Annotated in this window: 19 protein-coding genes and 1 pseudogene; 9 read left to right on the top strand and 11 right to left on the bottom strand. The window is 70.1% G+C overall.

Annotated elements, in window-relative coordinates; translation table 11 throughout:
• Window positions 1–18: 18 nt before the first annotated feature.
• Window positions 19–639 (bottom strand): TIGR03086 family metal-binding protein, encoded by a 621-nt coding sequence (locus ACIBKX_RS39175; protein ID WP_363277971.1) that lies wholly within the window; start codon window positions 637–639, stop codon window positions 19–21.
• A gap of 47 nt (window positions 640–686) precedes the next feature.
• Window positions 687–1,142, bottom strand: coding sequence for a MarR family transcriptional regulator (locus tag ACIBKX_RS39170; protein ID WP_363277976.1), 456 nt, complete (start codon window positions 1,140–1,142; stop codon window positions 687–689).
• Window positions 1,143–1,370: 228 nt separating this feature from the next.
• On the opposite strand from ACIBKX_RS39170, the gene ACIBKX_RS39165 reads away from it, so the two are divergent.
• The 3 genes and pseudogenes from ACIBKX_RS39165 to ACIBKX_RS39155 all read left to right on the top strand — a co-directional run.
• A complete protein-coding gene (locus tag ACIBKX_RS39165) occupies window positions 1,371–2,150 on the top strand; it encodes an SDR family oxidoreductase (RefSeq protein WP_363277970.1) in 780 nt (259 codons plus the stop codon).
• Window positions 2,150–2,302: a hypothetical protein gene (locus ACIBKX_RS39160; protein WP_363277969.1), complete on the top strand. Its 153-nt coding sequence runs from the start codon at window positions 2,150–2,152 to the stop codon at window positions 2,300–2,302. Before ACIBKX_RS39165 ends, ACIBKX_RS39160 begins: the two co-directional genes overlap by 1 nt.
• A 116-nt stretch (window positions 2,303–2,418) precedes the next feature.
• Window positions 2,419–2,862, top strand: a pseudogene (locus ACIBKX_RS39155) (hypothetical protein); the annotation flags it as partial.
• 52 nt (window positions 2,863–2,914) lie between these two features.
• Here the strand turns inward: ACIBKX_RS39155 and ACIBKX_RS39150 are convergent.
• Window positions 2,915–4,108, bottom strand: a complete 1,194-nt coding sequence (locus ACIBKX_RS39150; RefSeq protein ID WP_363277967.1) for an RtcB family protein — start codon at window positions 4,106–4,108, stop codon at window positions 2,915–2,917.
• 175 nt (window positions 4,109–4,283) lie between these two features.
• Between ACIBKX_RS39150 and ACIBKX_RS39145 the strand changes: the two genes are divergently transcribed.
• From ACIBKX_RS39145 to ACIBKX_RS39135, 3 genes are all read left to right on the top strand, one after another.
• On the top strand, window positions 4,284–5,204 hold the full coding sequence (locus tag ACIBKX_RS39145; protein ID WP_363277966.1) for a DUF3558 domain-containing protein: 921 nt from the start codon (window positions 4,284–4,286) through the stop codon (window positions 5,202–5,204).
• A 116-nt stretch (window positions 5,205–5,320) separates the two neighbouring features.
• On the top strand, window positions 5,321–6,211 hold the full coding sequence (locus ACIBKX_RS39140) for a DUF3558 domain-containing protein (protein ID WP_363277965.1): 891 nt from the start codon (window positions 5,321–5,323) through the stop codon (window positions 6,209–6,211).
• Between the two features lie 160 nt (window positions 6,212–6,371).
• Complete coding sequence (locus ACIBKX_RS39135) at window positions 6,372–7,763, top strand: DUF2637 domain-containing protein (protein ID WP_399377225.1); 1,392 nt, start codon at window positions 6,372–6,374, stop codon at window positions 7,761–7,763.
• Between the two features lie 7 nt (window positions 7,764–7,770).
• Here the strand turns inward: ACIBKX_RS39135 and ACIBKX_RS39130 are convergent, their stop codons facing one another.
• Both ACIBKX_RS39130 and lysS read right to left on the bottom strand, forming a co-directional pair.
• Window positions 7,771–7,980: a hypothetical protein gene (locus tag ACIBKX_RS39130; RefSeq protein ID WP_363277729.1), complete on the bottom strand. Its 210-nt coding sequence runs from the start codon at window positions 7,978–7,980 to the stop codon at window positions 7,771–7,773.
• 138 nt (window positions 7,981–8,118) lie between these two features.
• The gene (gene lysS / locus ACIBKX_RS39125) at window positions 8,119–9,861 is read right to left on the bottom strand and encodes a lysine--tRNA ligase (RefSeq protein ID WP_363277730.1); all 1,743 of its coding nucleotides are present in this window, start codon (window positions 9,859–9,861) and stop codon (window positions 8,119–8,121) included.
• 135 nt (window positions 9,862–9,996) lie between these two features.
• On the opposite strand from lysS, the gene argS reads away from it, so the two are divergent.
• Complete coding sequence (argS, locus tag ACIBKX_RS39120; protein ID WP_363277731.1) at window positions 9,997–11,760, top strand: arginine--tRNA ligase; 1,764 nt, start codon at window positions 9,997–9,999, stop codon at window positions 11,758–11,760.
• A 105-nt stretch (window positions 11,761–11,865) separates the two neighbouring features.
• Here the strand turns inward: argS and ACIBKX_RS39115 are convergent, their stop codons facing one another.
• The 4 genes from ACIBKX_RS39115 to ACIBKX_RS39100 form a co-directional block, all read right to left on the bottom strand.
• Window positions 11,866–13,074 carry a PLP-dependent aminotransferase family protein gene (locus tag ACIBKX_RS39115; protein WP_363277732.1) on the bottom strand — a complete coding sequence of 403 codons (1,209 nt, stop codon included), beginning with the start codon at window positions 13,072–13,074 and terminating at the stop codon, window positions 11,866–11,868.
• A gap of 181 nt (window positions 13,075–13,255) precedes the next feature.
• Window positions 13,256–14,548 carry a helix-turn-helix domain-containing protein gene (locus ACIBKX_RS39110; protein WP_399377222.1) on the bottom strand — a complete coding sequence of 431 codons (1,293 nt, stop codon included), beginning with the start codon at window positions 14,546–14,548 and terminating at the stop codon, window positions 13,256–13,258.
• Window positions 14,549–14,753: 205 nt separating this feature from the next.
• Complete coding sequence (locus ACIBKX_RS39105; protein ID WP_363277734.1) at window positions 14,754–15,470, bottom strand: TetR-like C-terminal domain-containing protein; 717 nt, start codon at window positions 15,468–15,470, stop codon at window positions 14,754–14,756.
• A 144-nt stretch (window positions 15,471–15,614) separates the two neighbouring features.
• Window positions 15,615–16,010: a RidA family protein gene (locus ACIBKX_RS39100; protein ID WP_363277759.1), complete on the bottom strand. Its 396-nt coding sequence runs from the start codon at window positions 16,008–16,010 to the stop codon at window positions 15,615–15,617.
• A 97-nt stretch (window positions 16,011–16,107) separates the two neighbouring features.
• On the opposite strand from ACIBKX_RS39100, the gene ACIBKX_RS39095 reads away from it, so the two are divergent.
• Window positions 16,108–17,085 carry a WYL domain-containing protein gene (locus ACIBKX_RS39095; protein ID WP_363277735.1) on the top strand — a complete coding sequence of 326 codons (978 nt, stop codon included), beginning with the start codon at window positions 16,108–16,110 and terminating at the stop codon, window positions 17,083–17,085.
• Between the two features lie 189 nt (window positions 17,086–17,274).
• Window positions 17,275–17,901 carry a hypothetical protein gene (locus tag ACIBKX_RS39090; protein WP_363277736.1) on the top strand — a complete coding sequence of 209 codons (627 nt, stop codon included), beginning with the start codon at window positions 17,275–17,277 and terminating at the stop codon, window positions 17,899–17,901.
• 11 nt (window positions 17,902–17,912) lie between these two features.
• Here the strand turns inward: ACIBKX_RS39090 and ACIBKX_RS39085 are convergent, their stop codons facing one another.
• Complete coding sequence (locus tag ACIBKX_RS39085; RefSeq protein WP_363277737.1) at window positions 17,913–18,386, bottom strand: carboxymuconolactone decarboxylase family protein; 474 nt, start codon at window positions 18,384–18,386, stop codon at window positions 17,913–17,915.
• Window positions 18,387–18,485: 99 nt separating this feature from the next.
• Window positions 18,486–18,872, bottom strand: coding sequence for an ATP-binding protein (locus tag ACIBKX_RS39080; protein ID WP_363277738.1), 387 nt, complete (start codon window positions 18,870–18,872; stop codon window positions 18,486–18,488).
• Window positions 18,873–18,880: the final 8 nt, after the last annotated feature.

The raw sequence follows: 18,880 nt of genomic DNA, 5'->3' as shown, positions 1-18,880 counted from the left end.
GCGGCCAGGCCCTGCCCGTCAGACCCCGGAAGGCGTCCAGCGCGGGTCACGGCCCGTCTCGGACAGCAGCAGCTCCAGCTCCGACGCGCCCTCCGAAGCCGCCACCGGCTCTTCGAAGACACCCATCCTCCGGGCCGTCGGCGCCAGACCCGCGACCGCCTCACGCAGCGTCTCCAGTACGCCGCTGCCGTCCGGGAAGGGCTCATACCGCTGCCCCGTCGCGCGGGCCAGATCCCACGCGTGCACGGTGAGGTCGAGCAACGCCATGCTGCCGACCGTCCGCGCCGGCATGTCCATCGCGCCCGTGGTGCCCTCGTCGGCGCCGGGCGCGGACCAGGCCGCGACCAGCTTCCCCGCCTCGTCCACGAAGCGCTCACGCCACGCGGGGCCCTCCCCCACGTAATCAGGGGTCTGCCCGAAGTCGGAGTCCCGCTTGGCGGCCAGCTCCTGGAACTGCACGATCACCTGGAGCAGGTGATTGACCAGGGCCTTCACGTCGTACTCGGCACAAGGCGTGGGCGCGGCGAGGGCCTCGTCCGGGATCCCACGGACGACGGGGACGGCGCGCTCGACGGCGACGGCGAGCAGATCACTGATCCTGTCGCCGCCCCGGCTCTTGCTCACTGAGGTGTCGGTCATGGTCCGACCGTAGAAGGGACCGGGCCCGCAGTCCCGAAGAAGCGCGGCTAGGGCGCGTCCAGCTCCCCGGCCCGCAACCGCGCCACCTGCGCCGCGCTGAACTCCTGCGTACGCCGCATATGGCCGATCAGCAGGGCCAGCTCATCGTCGTCGTACCGCTCGAAGAGCTCGAACCAGCCGCCGCCCAGCCGGTCCCACATCCGCCCGAACTCCGCCACCTTCTCCGGCACCGTCGACACCAGCACCCTGCGCCGGTCGACGGCGTCCCGCTCGCGCACGACATAGCCCGCCTTCTCCAGACGGTCGACGAGCCGCGTCGCCGAACCGGTCGTCAGGCCGGTCAGCTCGGCGATGCGGCCCGTGGTGACGGGCCCTTCCTCCAGACTCAGCAGGTTCACGCACTGCAGATCGGTGGGGTGCAGCTTCAGATGATCGGCGACGGCCTGATTGAAGAGGGCGTACGAGGCCATGTAACGCCGGGAGGCGACGGACAGCTCGCCCATCAGCCCCTCGCGCCGCACCCCGGCGCCCTTCGCCTTCCCGCCCACACCGACCACCTTCCTCCAGCTCCGGCTCCAGCCAGAAACCTGCGTCGGACAGAAATCGTACGACGCAGAGAACCGACGGGGTACCGCCCATGTACGCGCCGAGAGGACGCCGAGCGTGCGGTCGGCCCCGCCTATCCTTGGCGACGGACCAGACAGGAACGTACGTACGCCCAAGGAGCAGCCATGACCGCCGCCGCGAACGCCGTGCCCGCCTCCCGCATCGCGATCGTCACCGGCGCGAGCAGCGGCATCGGCGCCGCCACCGCCCGGCAGCTGGCGGCCGCCGGCTACCGCGTCGTCCTCACCGCCCGCCGCAAGGACCGCATCGAGGCCCTCGCCGCCGAGATCACGGCGGCGGGCCAGGACGCGATGGCGTACGTCCTCGACATCACCGACCGCGCGGCCGTGGACGAGTTCGCGACCGCCTTCCGCAAGGTCGCGGTCCTGGTCAACAACGCGGGCGGCGCGCTCGGCGCCGACACCATCGCCACCGGCGACCCGGCCGACTGGCGCCAGATGTACGAGACGAACGTCATCGGCACGCTGAACGTGACCCAGGCCCTGCTCCCCGCCCTCACCGCGAGCGGCGACGGCACGGTCGTGGTCCTCTCCTCCACGGCGGGCCACGGCACATACGAGGGCGGCGGCGGGTACGTGGCCGCCAAGCACGCCGAGCACGTACTCGCCGAGACCCTCCGCCTGGAGATCGTCGGCACCCCGGTCCGCGTCGTCGAGGTCGCCCCCGGCATGGTCAAGACGGAGGAGTTCGCCACGACCCGCTTCGGCGGCGACACCGAGAAGGCGGCGAAGGTCTACGCGGGCGTGGCGGCCCCGCTGACGGCGGACGACGTGGCGGACACGATCACCTGGGCGGTCACCCGCCCGCCCCACGTCAACATCGACCTCCTGGTGGTCCGCCCCCGCGCCCAGGCCTCCAACACGAAGGTCCACAGGGAACTGTGATGCCGGAGCCCGAAGAGGCGTCGGCCGAACAGAAGCGCCTGGCCCAGGAAACCAAGAACGAGAAGCTGATGTGGTGGTACCTGGCGTACTTCCTCTTCGGCATCCACGTCATCGCGTTCGTGATGATCTTCGCGATCAAGAACGCAAAGTAGGCGTCCCGCCTCGGAGCATCAGCATCACCGAACGCGCGTCACCCACATCGGTGAACGCGTCGTATCGCCACGCCAATCGCCGTACGCGCTACCTAGGCTCGCACTGACAACCGAACAGCGAGCGCACCCGCGCCACGAACTTCGTCGAGGAACACCACTCGGCGACCTGGTCGCTGTGCTCTTTGGAGGCCAGGACGACGATCAATCAGCTCGGCTTGCCGTACGGCCGCAAGTCCAAGAAGATCGCGCCGCCACGCGTCGAGTTCTCGCGACGGGACTACCTGCGCGGCGTGATCGACGCGGACGGAGCTGTCGGCTACACGACGGGGCAAGGTTTCCCGTTCATCTCGCTGACCACGGCCAGCACCGCCGTCGGCGTCTACCTCTGCCGATACGCACGGATGCTGACCGGCGCTGAACGCCTCATCAAGCGGAACGCACGGGACGGGATCAACGACGACGCGACCTCAGCCAATGAGCTCGGACGGACGGAGATGAGCTGCCGCCTCCGCCTCTGGCGACTCCGGACCGGCCAGGTTCCGATGCCAGACGATCAGTGACGCACTGACCAGTGGAGCCCGGAGCATCAACGCCCCGGGCTCCACACCCAGTTCAACCCTTGACGCAGACGACCTGCTTCAGCTTCGCCACGACCTCGACGAGGTCGCGCTGATGCTCCATGACCTGCTCGATCGGCTTGTACGCACCCGGAATCTCATCCACGACGCCCGAGTCCTTACGGCACTCCACGCCCTGCGTCTGCTCTTCCAGGTCCTTCACCGAGAAGCGCTTCTTCGCCGCGTTACGGCTCATCCGCCGACCGGCGCCGTGCGACGCCGAGTTGAAGGCCTTCGCGTTGCCGAGGCCCTTCACGATGTACGAGCCCGCGCCCATCGAACCCGGGATGATCCCGTACTCACCCGAGCCCGCACGGATCGCGCCCTTGCGGGTGACCAGCAGGTCCATGCCCTCATACCGCTCCTCCGCCACGTAGTTGTGGTGAGCGCTGATCTCCTGCTCGAAGGTCGGCTTCGCCTTCTTGAACTCCTTGCGGATCACATCCTTCAGGAGCCCCATCATGATCGAGCGGTTGTACTTCGCGTACTCCTGCGCCCAGTAGAGGTCGTTCCGGTATGCCGCCATCTGCGGGGTGTCCGACACGAACACGGCAAGATCGCGGTCCACCAGGCCCTGGTTGTGCGGGAGTTTCTGGGCGACACCGATGTGGTGGTCGGCGAGTTCCTTCCCGATGTTCCTGGATCCGGAGTGGAGCATGAGCCACACCGAATCGGACATATCAACACAAACTTCCGCAAAGTGGTTGCCGCTTCCGAGCGTTCCCATCTGCTTCGTTGCCCGCTCTTGACGGAATTTGACCGAATCGGCAACCCCATCAAACCGCCCCCAAAAGTCCTCCCACCCGGAGGTGACGAACCCATGCAGCCGCCCCGGATCCACCGCCTCCGCATGCATCCCCCGCCCCACCGGAATCGCCTGCTCGATCTTCGACCGAAGCCGCGACAGATCCCCCGGCAGGTCGTTCGCCGTCAGGGACGTCTTGACCGCCGACATTCCGCAGCCGATGTCCACGCCCACCGCCGCCGGGCACACCGCGCCCTGCATCGCGATCACCGAACCGACCGTCGCGCCCTTGCCGTAGTGGACGTCCGGCATGACCGCCAGGCCCTTGATCCACGGCAGGGTCGCCACGTTCTGGAGCTGGCGCAGGGCCACGTCCTCCACCGAGGCCGGGTCCGTCCACATCCGGATCGGTACCTTTGCCCCCGGAACCTCTACGTACGACATAACGTCCTCATTCCCCCCGTGCTTCAACAAAAGTCTCGAAACGCAAATACCGGAGCCAAGGTCAACGAAAGGGATGACGGACCGGCGTCCACGGCAGTGCGTGCGATACACATTGTGTCCACCGGTCGCCCACCAGCGGCAACCGAATATCCCCCGGCGAGAAGGAGCCCACACGGTGCAGCGGAAGGCCTACGTACCGGGCGTCGCAGCTCTCATCGCGGCGCTGCTCGCCGGCTGCACCGGCGGCGGCGGGCTCGGCGGCGAGCCCGACGACTCCAAGCCCGGCGAGCCCGGCAGCTCCACCGCTGCCGCCGAGCCCGGCAAGTACCGCACGCTCCCCGAGCCCTGCGGCGAGGTCGACACCGACACGCTCGACGCGATGCTGCCCGGCCTCGCGGAGATGCCGGACGAGGAGCAGCGCGCGAAGGCGTACGAGGGTGCGCCGACCGTCACGTACGACACCGACCGGCATGTCGGCTGCCGCTGGAAGGTGGAGTCCGCGGACGCCACGCACCATCTGCTCGTCGACTTCGAGCGGGTCGTCTCGTACGACAACTCCGTGAGCGACGACACCCGTGCCACCGAGGTGTACGCGTCGAAGGTGCAGCAGGCCGATCTTCCGGAGCCGTCCGACAGCCCGTCGACCGACGCGGATGCGGACGCGGACGCGGATGGCGGCGACTCCGGTGACGCCAAGCCTTCCGACAAGGGCGACGAGAAGGACAGCGGCAAGAAGGGCGACGACGGCAAGAAGGAGGACGGAGAGAAGGACGGGGAGAAGGGCGACAGCTCCTCCGAAGAGTCCTCCGACTCGTCCTCCGGCCAGTCCCCCGCCGAAGCCGTCACGCCCGCCGGCCTCCAGCCCCGCGTCCTCGACGACCTCGGCGACGAGGCCTTCCTCGACGACGCCCTCGCCACCTCCGCCTCGGCCTCCCGGCACCGCACCGTGACTGTGGTGTTCCGCACGTCGAACGTCATTGTGACCATCGAGTACGACGAGCAGCCGGGGCGCCGCACCGACATCCCCGACAGCAAGGAAATGCAGGACAAGGCGCAGGAACTGGCCTCGTCGCTGGCCGACGGTTTCGCCGAGTAGCGGCCGTTTCGACCGGCGACCGGCTCGGCGGAAGCGGAGTCGGCCGACGCGAGCACGGCGTACCGTGGCCCATCGAACCGACGACAGCCGTCTTGAGTGACTTGAGTGAAGGAACCATGCACCGACCTGCACAGCGACTCACCCGCATACTCACCTGCGCAGCCGCCGTACCGGTGATCCTCGTTGCCTCCGGCTGCTCCTCCGACTCCGACTCGGGCTCGGACGGGGCCAAGAAGGACTCGGGCTCGAAGGCCTCTTCTCCGGCCAAGGCGGGCGACAAGCCCGCGGCCGTGGAGAAGGCGGCGTTCGGCAAGCTGCCCGAGCCGTGTGACGTCCTCACGAAGAAGACGCTCGAGGACCTCGTCCCGAAGGCGAAGGACAAGTCGGGCAAGGCCGGTGACTCCGACGACACGTCGACGCGTGGCACCTGCACCTGGGACAGCCTGGAGAACAACGGCGTCGACGGCTCGCAGTTCCGCTGGCTCCGTGTCTCGCTGATGCGTTTCGACTCGGACGCGTCGCTGGGCAGCGGCGAGAAGCGCGCGCAGGAGAGCTTCGCCAACCAGGTCGCGGACGCGCAGAAGACGCAGGACGCGAAGGACGTCAAGACCGAGCCGGTGCCGGGTGTGGGCGACCAGACGACGACCGTCCGGTACGACCTGAAGAAGGACAAGGAAAGCTTCAAGCAGCAGACGGTCGTGACGCGCGTGGAGAACGCGGTCATCACGATCGACTACAACGGTGCGGGCCTCGCGGGCGACAAGGCGCCGAGTGCTGCGGACCTGACGAAGGACGCGCAGAAGGCCGCGAAGGAGGCCGCCGCGGCGGTCGTCGCCGCGAACAAGTCGGCTGGTTCGGGCTCCGGTTCGGGCAGTGGCTCGGGATCGGGCAGTGGCTCCGGTTCGAGCGCGGGCTCCGACTCGGGGTCGGGTTCCGGCAGCGGCTCCGGTGACGGTTCGGGCGGCGACTCGGACGACTCGTCCAGCCCGAAGAAGCGCAAGAGCTAACGCATCCGCGGCCCGACCTGCGGGCAACTCGCGGAAGAGTCAAGGCAGTTGTGGAGCCCGGCCCCCTGGTGGCCGGGCTCCTGCCGTACCGGCACACCGTCTTCCGGATGCGTGTGCCAGGCTGTCGCTCGCAACAAACCGAACAGGGAGGGGTTCGCGGGTGGCCGCGATGCAGCTGACACGCACGCACCGGATACTCATCGGCGTGGTCGTCGCCGGTGCGGTCGTCATCGCCGGCATCGGTTTCGCGGGGTCGTACGCGGCCGTGCGCGAGCTGGCCGAGAAGAAGGGCTTCGGCGACTTCTCGGTGGTCTTCCCGATCGGCATCGACGCGGGCATCTGCGTCCTGCTGGCCCTGGACCTGCTGTTGACGTGGATCCGTATCCCCTTCCCGCTGCTGCGCCAGACGGCGTGGCTGCTGACCGCGGCGACGATCGCGTTCAACGGGGCCGCGGCCTGGCCCGACCCGCTGGGCGTGGGCATGCACGCCGTCATCCCGGTGCTGTTCGTGGTGGCCGTGGAGGCGGCGCGGCACGCGGTGGGCCGGATCGCGGACATCACCGCGGACAAGCACATGGAGGGCGTCCGCCTCACCCGCTGGATCCTCTCCCCGATCCCCACCTTCAAGCTGTGGCGCCGCATGAAGCTGTGGGAACTGCGCTCCTACGAGCAGGTCATCAAGCTCGAACAGGACCGCCTCATCTACCAGGCCCGCCTCCAGGCCCGCTTCGGCCGCTCCTGGCGCCGCAAGGCCCCCGTCGAATCCCTCATGCCCCTGCGCCTGGCCCGCTTCGGCGTGCCGCTCGCGGAGACCGCACCCGCGGGACTCGCCGCCGCGGGCATCGAGCCCGCGCTGATCCCGCCGGCCCCGAAGCCCGAGGTGGAGGCGAAGCAGCAGCCGGAGCTCATGGCTCCGGAGCCGGTGCGGGAGGCCGAGCCGGTGGAGGAGCAGCAGCCGGGGGAGCAGCAGCCGGGGGAGGAGCAGCCGGGGGCGCACGAGAGCCCGTGGTTCGCGGCCCAGCAGCCTTCGTACGTCCCTGAAGAGCCGCACGACCAGTGGTACGCGGAGCAGCAGGCGTACGCGGATCAGCAGGCCTATGCGGAGCAGCAGGCGTATCTGGAGCAGCAGCAGGCGTACTTCGACGGGCAGCAGGGCGGCGGTGCGCCGGCCCCCGAGTCGGGGTTCCCGGTGCCCGCGGGCCCCGGCCGGACGCGCCCGCTGGGCGGCCAGCATCTGATCCCGGGCCCGCGCGAGGAGGCCGAGCCGGCCCCGGAGCCGGCGGAGACGGCCGAGGAGCCGTTGGGTGAGGCGCCGGGCCTTCCGGAGGACGTATCGCGCGAGGACGCGTACTTCGCGGCGTTCCGCAAGTACGTGAGCGAGATCGGGGACTATCCCAACGCCCGCCAGTTCGGCCTGTACCTGATGGACCTGTACGGCGTCACGGGCCAGGCGGGCGGCCCGCCGGCGGAGAGCACCCTGCGCCCCTACCTCCGCGACTTCCGCGGCCGCTACCAGCAGGAGCTGGACGCGGGGGCGGAGCACATCGCGTAACCGGGGCTCAACCCCGGCTCTTGGCGCGGCTCTTGCTGGTCTCGCCCCAGAAGGCGAGGGCGGCGCCGACGACGAGCAGCGCGAGGTATCCGGGCGTCGGCACGTCCCACCACTTTTGGACGAGGCCCCACGGGTTGTCCCCGAAGATGCGTCCGGCGGCGCCGAGAGCGCCCTGGATTCCGACGACCCATCCGACGATGGCGATGATTTCCTTCATACGTCGACGATCCCCCGCCCGAGAGCGCCGTTCGTCGTGCGCGGGAGCGATCTCCGGGTAGTCCGAAGGATGCAGGCCACGGGGCATGCGAAGGGGGCGCCGCCCAAGTCCTGGACGACGCCCCCGATCATGTGGCGGCTATGCGCCCAGGAGCTTCCGCACCCGGTCCGCACCCACGGCCAGCAGCAGCGTGGGCAGTCGCGGCCCCGTCTCCCGGGTCACCAGGAGGCGGTACAGGAGGGCGAAGAAGGACCGCTGGGCGACCTTGATCTCCGGGGGCAGTTCCTTCGCCGTGGCGTCGGCGGAGAAGCCTGCCTGGACCTTCGGGACGCCGTACACGAGGTGTGTCAGACCGTCCAGGGACCAGTGGGAGTCCAGTCCCTCCAGGAGCAGCCGCAGGGACTCGCGGCCCTGGTCGTCGAGCGAGCCGAGCAGCTCGGCGTCCGGCTCGGCGCGGACGATGGTGCGGGCGTCGGCGGGGACCTGGGTGGTGATCCAGTTCTCCGCGCGGTCGAGCCGCGGCCGCGCCTCGTCCAGGGACGAGATCGGGTCGGACGGGTCCAGGTCCCGCAGGATGCGGAGCGTCTGGTCCTCGGCGCCCGCGGTGATGTCCGCGACGGACGCGAGCGTCCGGTACGGCAGCGGGCGCGGCGTGCGGGGCAGGTCACCGGCGGCGGTGCGCACCGCGCGGGTGTGCGCGGCGGCGTCGGCGGGCAGCACCGTGCCGTCCGCGACCTTCGCGTCGAGCTTGTCCCACTCGTCGTAGAGCCGCTGGATCTCCTGGTCGAAGGCGATCTTGAAGGACTGGTTGGGCTTGCGGCGCGCGTACAGCCAGCGCAGCAGCGGCGCCTCCATGATCTTCAGCGCGTCGGCCGGGGTGGGCACGCCGCCCTTGGAGGACGACATCTTCGCCATGCCGCTGATGCCCACGAAGGCGTACATGGGGCCGATCGGCTGTACGCCCCCGAAGATCTCGCGCACGATCTGCCCGCCGACCACGAAGGACGACCCCGGAGACGAGTGGTCCACGCCGCTCGGCTCGAAGATGACGCCCTCGTACGCCCAGCGCATGGGCCAGTCGACCTTCCAGACCAGCTTGCCGCGGTTGAACTCGCTCAGCCGCACCGTCTCGGTGTGGCCGCAGTCCGCGCAGACGTACGCGAGCTCGGTGCTCTCGTCGTCGTACGAGGTGACGGTCGTCAGGTCCTTCTCGCAGGCGCCGCAGTACGGCTTGTACGGGAAGTATCCGGACGTGCCGCCGCTGCCGTCGTCCTCGCTGGCGGCGCCGGAGCCCTCGGCGGCCTCCAGCTCGGCCTCGTCGACGGGCTTCTGCGACTTCTTCGCCGGGGCCTTCTTGGTGCGGTACTGGTCGAGGATCGCGTCGATGTCGCCGCGGTGCTTCATCGCGTGCAGGATCTGCTCGCGGTACGTCCCCGCCGTGTACTGCTCGGTCTGGCTGATCCCGTCGTACTCGACGCCGAGCTCGGCGAGCGCCTCGGTCATGGCCGCCTTGAAGTGCTCGGCCCAGTTCGGGTACGCGGAGCCGGTCGGGGCGGGCACGGAGGTGAGGGGCTTGCCGATGTGCTGGGCCCAGGACTCGTCGATGCCGGTGACGCCGGCCGGCACCTTGCGGTACCGGTCGTAGTCGTCCCAGGAGATCAGGTGCCTGACCTCGTGCCCGCGCCGCCGGATCTCGTCCGCGACCAGGTGCGGGGTCATGACCTCGCGGAGATTGCCCAGGTGGATGGGGCCGGACGGGGAGAGTCCGGAGGCGACGACGACCGGTTTGCCCGGGGCACGACGCTCCGACTCGGCGATGACCTCGTCCGCGTAGCGGGAGACCCAGTCGGTGGTATCGGTGCTCTGAGCCACGATCGGCACGCCTTTCTTCTTCTACGTGAGTACCGCTTGTCGGAGCCATTCTCCCAGGTACCCGGTCGAGCGCGAAAACAGCTTTTCATCGCGTGGGATACTTGCCGGGTCTATCTGAACCTCGAGGAGAACGGCATCCACTCCATGGCCTCGGTCACGTCCCTCACCGCCTCCGTCCACCAGCGTCTCGCGGACGCTCTCTCGGCTGCCCTGCCGGAGGCCGGCGCCGCCGACCCGCTGCTGCGACGAAGCGACCGGGCCGACTACCAGGCCAACGGGATCCTGGCCCTCGCCAAGAAGGCGAAGGCGAACCCGCGGGAGCTGGCGACCCAGGTCGTCGAGCGGATCACCAACGGCGACCTGCTCGCCGACGTCGAGGTGTCGGGCCCCGGCTTCCTGAACATCACGGTCACCGACAAGGCGATCATCGAGACCCTCGCGGCGCGCGCCGCCGACGGCGACCGGCTCGGCGTTCCGCTGAACCCGGACGCGGGCACGACGGTCATCGACTACGCCCAGCCGAACGTGGCGAAGGAGATGCACGTCGGCCACCTGCGCTCCGCGGTGATCGGCGACGCCCTGCGCCAGATGCTGGACTTCACCGGCGAGAAGACGATCGGCCGGCACCACATCGGCGACTGGGGCACCCAGTTCGGCATGCTCATCCAGTACCTGATCGAGAACCCCGACCAGCTGGCCCCGGCGGCCGACGTCGACGGCGAGCAGGCGATGAGCAACCTGAACCGCGTGTACAAGGCGTCGCGCGCGGTCTTCGACGCGGACGAGCAGTTCAAGGAGCGGGCCCGCAAGCGGGTCGTCGCCCTGCAGTCCGGCGACAAGGAGACCCTCGACCTGTGGCAGCGGTTCGTGGACGAGTCGAAGGTCTACTTCTACTCGGTCTTCGAGAAGCTGGACATGGAGGTCCGCGACGAGGAGATCGTCGGCGAGTCCGCGTACAACGACCTGATGCCGGAGACCGCCCGCCTCCTGGAGGAGTCGGGCGTGGCCGTCCGCTCCGAGGGCGCGCTCGTCGTCTTCTTCGACGAGATCCGCGGCAAGGACGACCAGCCGGTGCCGCTGATCGTCCAGAAGGCCGACGGCGGCTTCGGTTACGCGGCGTCCGACCTCTCCGCGATCCGTAACCGCGTCCTCGACCTGAACGCCTCGACGCTCCTCTACGTGGTGGACGTACGCCAGTCGCTGCACTTCAAGATGGTCTTCGAGGCCGCCCGCCGGATGGGCTGGCTCAACGACGACGTCACGGCGCACAACATGGGCTACGGCACGGTCCTCGGCGCGGACGGCAAGCCGTTCAAGACGCGTGAGGGCGAGACGGTGAAGCTGGAGGACCTCCTCGACGAGGCCGTCGAGCGGGCCACGGCGGTCGTCCGCGAGAAGGCCGAGAAGGTCGGCCTGACCGAAGAGGAGATCGTCGAGAACGGCCGGTACGTCGGCATCGGCGCCGTCAAGTACGCGGACCTGTCGACGTCGGCGAACCGCGACTACAAGTTCGACCTGGACCAGATGGTCTCGCTCAACGGCGACACGTCGGTCTATCTCCAGTACGCGTACGCCCGGATCAAGTCGATCCTGCGCAAGGCCGAGGGAGCGGGCCCCGTCGCCCACCCCGAGCTCGAACTCGCCCCGGCGGAGCGGGCGTTGGGCCTGCACCTGGACGGGTTCGGCGAGCTCCTCGCGGACGCGACGGCGGAGTACGCACCGCACAAGCTGGCGGCGTACCTGTACCAGCTGGCGTCGCTGTACACGACGTTCTACGACCAGTGCCCGGTCCTGAAGGCGGACACTCCGGCCCAGGTCGAGAACCGCCTGTTCCTCTGCGACCTGACGGCGCGGACGCTGCACCAGGGGATGGCCCTGCTCGGCATCAGGACCCCTGAGCGCCTCTGAGTCTCTGGCTGAAGGGCGGTGTGGCCCGCGCCCTTGAAGGGGCGCGGGCCACAGCGCCCCTTAGGGGCGCGGGGAACTGCGCGACCAGCCACAACGCACCCGCAGCTAACGACGAAGCGCACTCCCCAAGCGCCGCAGCCCCTCGGCGATCTCATCCGGCGTCTGCGTGACAAAGCACATCCGCAGGGTCGTGGGGTCCGGCTCCCCGGCATAGAACGGCGCCCCCGGAACGTAAGCCACATCATGCTTGACGACCTCCGGCAGCAGCGCCGCGGTGTCGTACCCCTCAGGCAGCTTGGCCCACACGAACATCCCGCCCTCAGGCCGAATCCAGGTCGACCCGGAGGGCAACGCCTCTCCCAGCCCCGCCAGCATGGCGTCCCGATGCACCCGGTACTCCCCCGCGACGCGGGCGACGTGGGCGTCGAGGTCGTTGTCCGCCAAGTACCGTGCCGCGGCAAGCTGGTTGACGGTCGGCGTATGCAGATCGGCGGACTGCTTGGCGATGGCGCAGGCCCGCAGCAGCGCCGCGGGACCGCGCAGCCAGCCGAGGCGCAGGCCCGGCGCCATGACCTTGGAGAAGCTGCCGAGCAGGACGGTACGGTCCTCGGCCCCCGGGTACGAGGCGATCCACGGCACGCGTTCGCCCTCGAAGCGCAGCTCTCCGTACGGGTCGTCCTCGATGATCCACAGTCCGCGGCGCGCGGCGGTCTCCGCGATGGCGGCGCGACGCTCGGCCGGCATGGTGCGGCCGGTGGGGTTCTGGAAGGTGGGGACGGTGTAGAGCAGTTTGGGGCGGTGCAGGGCGACGAGTTCGTCGAGGGCGGCCGGGTCGATGCCGGCCTCGTCGCAGGGCACGGGGACGATGCGCGCGCCCGCGAAGCCGAAGGCCTGGAGCGCCGCCAGATAGCAGGGGCTCTCGACGAGGATGGTCTCGCCGGGCTCGATGAGGGCGGTGGCGAGCAGCGAGAGCGCCTGCTGGGACCCGGTGGTGACGATGAGGTCGTCGACGCCGGTGTCGAGGCCGCGGGCGGAGAAGCGTGCGGCGACGGCGGCACGCAGCGCGGGCTCGCCCTCGGTGGTGGCGTACTGCAGGGCCCGCTCGGGCTGTTCTGTCAGTACGGCACCGAAGGCAGCGGCGATGGCGGCCTTGTCGAAGAGCCCGGGGGCGGGGAGCCCGCCCGCGAAGTTGATGACCTCGGGCCGCGCGGTGACCGCGAGGATGTCGCGTACCGGAGAGCCCCCGACCGATGCGGCACGCGCGGCGAGCGGCGGCGTGGGAACTGCGGCGGGGGCGGGCTCGGTGATGGTCACGGCGACGGCTCCTTCGGCTCGGGGCGGTGTTGCTCCCGTCGGGGCGGTGTGCGCCCGCGTTGTTCCCGCACCCTAGGCATGTAGGTGCGGTCTACAGGTGCCATTCCGGGATACGGACGGGGCCCGTGAGAACGGGGCCCGTGAGATTTGCGGGGGCCGTGAGATTTGCGGGGGCCGGGGCTCAACCGTCGAGCGGCGCCTCCCATTTCGAGCCGCCCAGGGGCCAGCCGTACGTCGGCCGCCCTTCGCGGCCGCTGGTGCGGAACGGCTTGCCCTGGTCGTCGACGCGGAGTACGCCGTGGCGCTTGCCGCTGGACCACTTCAGCTCCAGGTACCAACGGACGTCGTGGGCCTCGACGTTGGCCTTCACGTAGAAGACCTCGGGGTCGCTCTCGCTCACCTTGTACGGGAAGTCGCGCTGCCCCGCCTTGGGGGTGAGGTCCGGTTGCCCGTCGTCGAGGTCGACGCCGAAGGACTTGGTGGAGACGTTGCCGCCGCAGCCGACGCCCATCTCGTAGTTGTTCCAGTCCAGGGGCGAACCGGTGCTCTGCACGCGGACGTTCATGTCCTGGAGTACGACGGTGTCCTCGCCCATCCCCTGCACGGTGACCTCGACGAGCTGCTCCCCGGACGAGACCGCGCCGAGGTCGGCGGCCCAGCCGGGGGCGTCCTGCTCGACGGCGGGCGGCTGGGGCACCTGGTTCGGCTTCCGGTCGACGAGGAAGTTCTGGCTGCAGGGACTTTCGTAGACGTACGGCCGAGTACGGGTCGCGAGCGGCACGGAGGGGGCACCGTCGCCCTGCGGCTGCCCGTTGGGGGAGGGCGACTTGGCGCCACCGCGGCCGCTGCCGGGCCGCTTGGACCCGCCGGTGGCGTCTTCGTCCCGCGCCTTCCTGGAGGCGGAGGGACTGCTCTTGGGGTTACGGGCCCCGTCGGCACTGGGGCCCACGGAAGCCTTGCCGTCACCGGAGGCGACGACTCGATCCGCCTTCGCCTTGCTGTCGCCGCTACCGGGAACTCCGTTGAGGGCGAGGGCGGTTGACCCGAGGATCAGGCCGAGCCCGGCGGCGGCAGCCAGGAGAATGGTGCGCCGGCGCCGCGGCGCGGCGCCTCCGTCCTGCGGGCCCCCGCCCACCTCCCCGTCCCCAGGCGTCGGGTCAAGGGGCGTCGGGTCAAGCTCGGGCTCGGGCGCGGGCCCACCGAGACCACCCCCGGCCGGCCCCTCCGCCTTACGCCCGCGCGCGGCATCCGCGAGAATCCACCGCCGATGAAGCTCGACGAGCTCCTCGGGCGACGCCTTGCAGAGGCGGGCCAGCTTCTCCACGGTCGCGAACGCCGTAGGCACCGCATCCCCGTTGCAGTACCGATGCAACGTGGACGTACTCACATGAAGCCGCTTGGCCAGCACTCCGTAGCTGAGCCCGGACCGCCCCTTCAACTCCCGCAACAACTCCGAGAAGTCCGCGCCGCCCACCGAGCCCCCACCCTTCCCTGCCCCCACCGACACAACCAGGACCATCCAAGCACGGGCCCTCAACTACCCCGAGGGGGCTTCCAGTCACCGCGCGGCTGTGGTCGACGGGTGGGGACGTGGGGACAGGGACGGGGCAGGGGCGGGACAAGGGGCGGGACAAGGGGCGGGACAAGGGGCGGGACAAGGGACGGCAAGAGGCAAAGCCTCAGCCGGCGGCCTTACGGGACAGCCCGATGTATTCGCCCATCGCCTCGGTCGCGTACTCGAAGACGGACGTAGGCGCCACCGCCACCGCCGCCAGGTGATTGTTGACCTCAAGCGTCAGCAGCCCGTGGAGCTGCGTCCACACGACGAACATGCGGGCGATGACGCTGTCCGGCAGCCCCGCCAGAAGGCCCGAGGAAAGCGAATCGGCGTTCTGCTGCATGCCCTCGCTCAGCGGCCCCTCGCCGGGCCGGTCCCCGGTCAGCTCACCGGCCTTCTGCGCGTCACGCAGAATCGCCGCCATCACCAGCACGAGGCGCGCGGCCGCCACCACCGATTCCTCCGGGGCGACATAGCCCGGCACCGGACGCCCCCACAGCAGGACGTACTCCTCGGGGTGGGTCACGGCCCACTCCCGCGCCCCCTGCCAGACGGCGGCCCAGCGCCCCATCGGGTCCAGGTCCGCCGCCACAGCCGCCTCCCCGGCGACCTCCGCGCTCGCGCCGATGGCGTTGTAGCCGCCCATCACCAGCGCGGACAGCAGCGCCTCCTGGTCCGGGAAGTGCCGCCGGACATCCTCCACGTCGACGCCCGCCGCACGGGCCACCACGCCGGGCTCCAGGTCGACCTTGGCCCGCTCCGCAAGCCGCTCCAAGGCCGCCGGCTTCAAGCGCTCAACCAGGGCGTCCGCTTCGTGCTGTCCCTCAGTAGAAGTCATGATCTGGACTTTTCCAGACCCCACCCCCACTGTCGATTACCTCCGGGGTAAGCCCCCGCCGCGCTCAAGCACGCCTCAAGTCCGCTTCGAGCCCGGCCCGTGCCCAGCCCATGTCCGCCCGAGCCCGGCCCGCGAAGCCCGCTCTCACCCCACAGCGGTCCCCTCCAGCTCCACCATCTGCCCGGGAATCGCCAGCCGCGTCACCCCGAGCATCGTCGTCACCGGAGCCACGCCGGACGCCCCCAGCCGCAACGCCAGCACGCCGTAGTGCGGGAAGAGGAGATCGACGTCGGTCGTATAGACGTTGAGCCGGACCAGGTTCGCGAGAGACATTCCCGCCTCGCCCAGCACGGCCTCCAGGTTGGCCAGGCTCAGCGCCAACTGCGCCCCCATGTCGCCCTCGTGCAGGGGCTTGCCCTCGTCGCTCATCGCGGTCTGCCCGGAGCAGTACAGGGTCCGGGTGTGCCCGGAGACGAGCTCCCCCTGGTTGAAGCCCATCTCCACCGACCACGTCACCGGGTTGACCGCCGTACGTTCCACTGCCACATCATCTCCACTCGCGTCACCGGAAGTTGGTGCTGACGAGCCTCGCCGCAATTCACGACACCTCCCGTCATGTATTCGATACGGTTCCCGCTTGCGCGCCGATCGGCTGGTCTCGCTGGTCCTGCTGCTCCGTCAGCGCGGTCGGCTGACCGCGGACACGCTCGCCCGCGAGCTGGAGGTGTCGACCCGTACGGTCCTGCGCGACATCGAGGCGCTCTCCGCGGCCGGTGTCCCCGTCTACGCCGAGCGCGGCCGCCACGGCGGCTTCGCCCTGCTGCCCGGCTTCCGCACCGAACTCACCGGGCTGAACCACGACGAGGCCCTCGCCCTGCTGACCGCCGGATCAGCCCACGGAGAGCAGGCGTTCGGCCTCGGCTCCGCGCTCGCCTCGGCCATGCGCAAGGTGGTCGACGCGCTGCCCGAAAGCAATCGGGCCACCGCGAACGACGCGGTCCAGCGGCTTCTCGTCGAGCCGGAGACCGACCTGTTGTCCCGGCGGCCCGTCTCCGAGGAAGTGCCCGGCACGACCATGGCCGAGGTCCGGCGCGCAGTCCTTGCCGGGCACCGGCTGCGCATCCATTACGCGGCCACGGACCAGTCCCCGCGGTGGCGTACGGTCGACCCGATCGGCCTGGTCACCGTGCGCGACCGGAGCTATCTGCTGGCCACGAGATCCGGCGCCGACCGCACCTACCGGCTCTCGCGGATCCTGGTCGCCGAGGAACTGCCCGAACCGGCCCAGCGGCCGAACCGCGTCGACCTGGAACGCGCCTGGCGCGAACGCTGCGCCCGGTTCCTGTCCGACGGCCATCTCGCTGTGCTGGTACGGGTGAACCCGGCGCGCCGCGATGACCTGCTGGGCACCGCGCTCGCCGTACGCGCGGAGGAGCCCGAGGAGGACGGCCGACTGCGCCTGGAGGTGACGTACCAGGATCTGCGCCACGCCGAGTGGGCCCTGTGGCAGCTCGGCACGGACGCGGAAGCCCTCGCCCCGGAGTCGTTGCGCACCGTCCTGCACGACCGCGCCACCGCGATCGCCCTCCGCTACGAGCATCCGTCCCACCGGTGAACCAGGTCCCGCATCGCCCCGGAACCCCCAGCTCAAGCCCCCTGTCCTCCCCCGCCGTGCGGAGCCCCCCGCCCTCAGACGTCACCCCGCGGGCCGACGCGCCCGTCCCCCCGGCCCCGCCAAGCTCAAGGCGTACCGCACGGATCGACCATCCACCCGCACGCCCGAGCCGAAACAGCGGAGCCTCTCATGCCGATCAGGCGCACGACCCCTCGCATCGCCGCCCTCCTCGCCCTCGCCGCCCTGGCGACCACCACCGCGGCCGTCACGGCGTCAGCCGACACCCGGGCCACGGCCGAGGCCACGCCCCGGCCCACGCCCAAGCCCCCCACCGCCAGCCTCAAAGGCCAGTCCCGCATGGACTTCCCCGACCCCGCGGGAGGGCACGACATCCGCGTCACGGTCGACGCCCGCGCCGTCTTCGATCCCAACGGCGCCTCGCTCCCCACCCGCTCCTGGGGCACCTTCCGTATCTACCACCGCATCGACCCCACCAATGACCGTCCCGGCACGGTCAATTGGGGCGACTTCAAGGTCGACTGCCTCACCACCGGCGGCCCCACCGCCACCGTCACCGGCAAGCTCGTGAAGGCCGCGCCCGGCGGCGCCTGGGAGCAGTTCCTGGACCGCCCCGAAGGCGTCCGCATGGGCGTCAGCTTCTACGTACCGGAGAAGTCGACCGGCGGCGGCCCCGCCCGCATCGGCCTCTCCGGCGCGACCGCCGAGAACGAACCTCTCCTCACCAAGTGCATGGCCCCCGCCGCCGACGCGGCAGTCATCGACGGCGGATATCACCTCAAGGCACGTGAGGAGTAAGGCAGTTCGGCTCAGCCGAACATCCCCGGCTGGTAGTCCCCCGCCGGCTGCTGGACGATCACGTTCGCCCGGTTGTACGCGTTGATCAGCGCGATCAGCCCCGTAAGCGCGGCGAGCTGCTCCTCGTCGTAGTGCTTGGCCGCGTTCGCCCACGCCTCGTCCGTCACACCACCGGCGGCGTCCGCGATACGGGTGCCCTGCTCGGCCAGCTCCAGCGCGGCGCGCTCGGCGTCGCTGAAGACCTTCGCCTCACGCCAGGCCGCGATCAGGTGGAGGCGCTGCACGTCCTCACCGGCGGCGGCGGCGTCCTTGGTGTGCATGTCGGTGCAGAACCCGCAGCCGTTGATCTGGCTGGCACGGATCTTCACCAGTTCCTGGGTCGCGGCCGGCAGGGTCGAGTCCGCGATGACCTTGTTCGCCGCGTTGAGGTGCCGGATGATCTTTCCTACGACCGGGCTCTCGAACAGGTTCAGCCTGGCTTCCATGGCCATCTCCTCTGCGTCGCATCTTTGCGGTTACACACGTACGACGGACCGGCCCCGCCAGTTGTGACACGCCTCCATGTGACGCGCGTCTCTCCCCCTTCACCCGCCCGGTCCCGCCCACTCGCACCACACGACCTTGCCGGGCGTCCGCTCCCCCACCCCCCATCTGTCCGCCAGCACCGCGACCAGCAGCAGCCCCCGCCCGGACTCCCCCTCGGGCTCGACGACCTGCGGTTTCCCGTCACCGCTGTCATGCACTTCGACACGGAGTACGTCACCGTCGTACCGGAGGAAGAGCTGGAACCCCCGTCCGGGCGGAACGCCGTGCAGCAGGGCGTTCGTCGCGACCTCGCTCACGCAGAGCGTCACGTCGTCCACGCGGGCGAGCAGACCCCAGTACTCCAGGGCGTCGTGCGTGAACTGCCGGGCAGCCGGGACGGATTGACGCTCCCGGCGATAGAAGTGCTCTCGGGTTTCTTGATTCACGGGACGAT

Source organism: Streptomyces sp. NPDC050658, from assembly GCF_044457025.1.
Lineage (GTDB): Bacteria > Actinomycetota > Actinomycetes > Streptomycetales > Streptomycetaceae > Streptomyces.
Note: the sequence above shows the minus strand (reverse complement) of the source record. Positions and strands in the feature narration are given on the sequence as shown.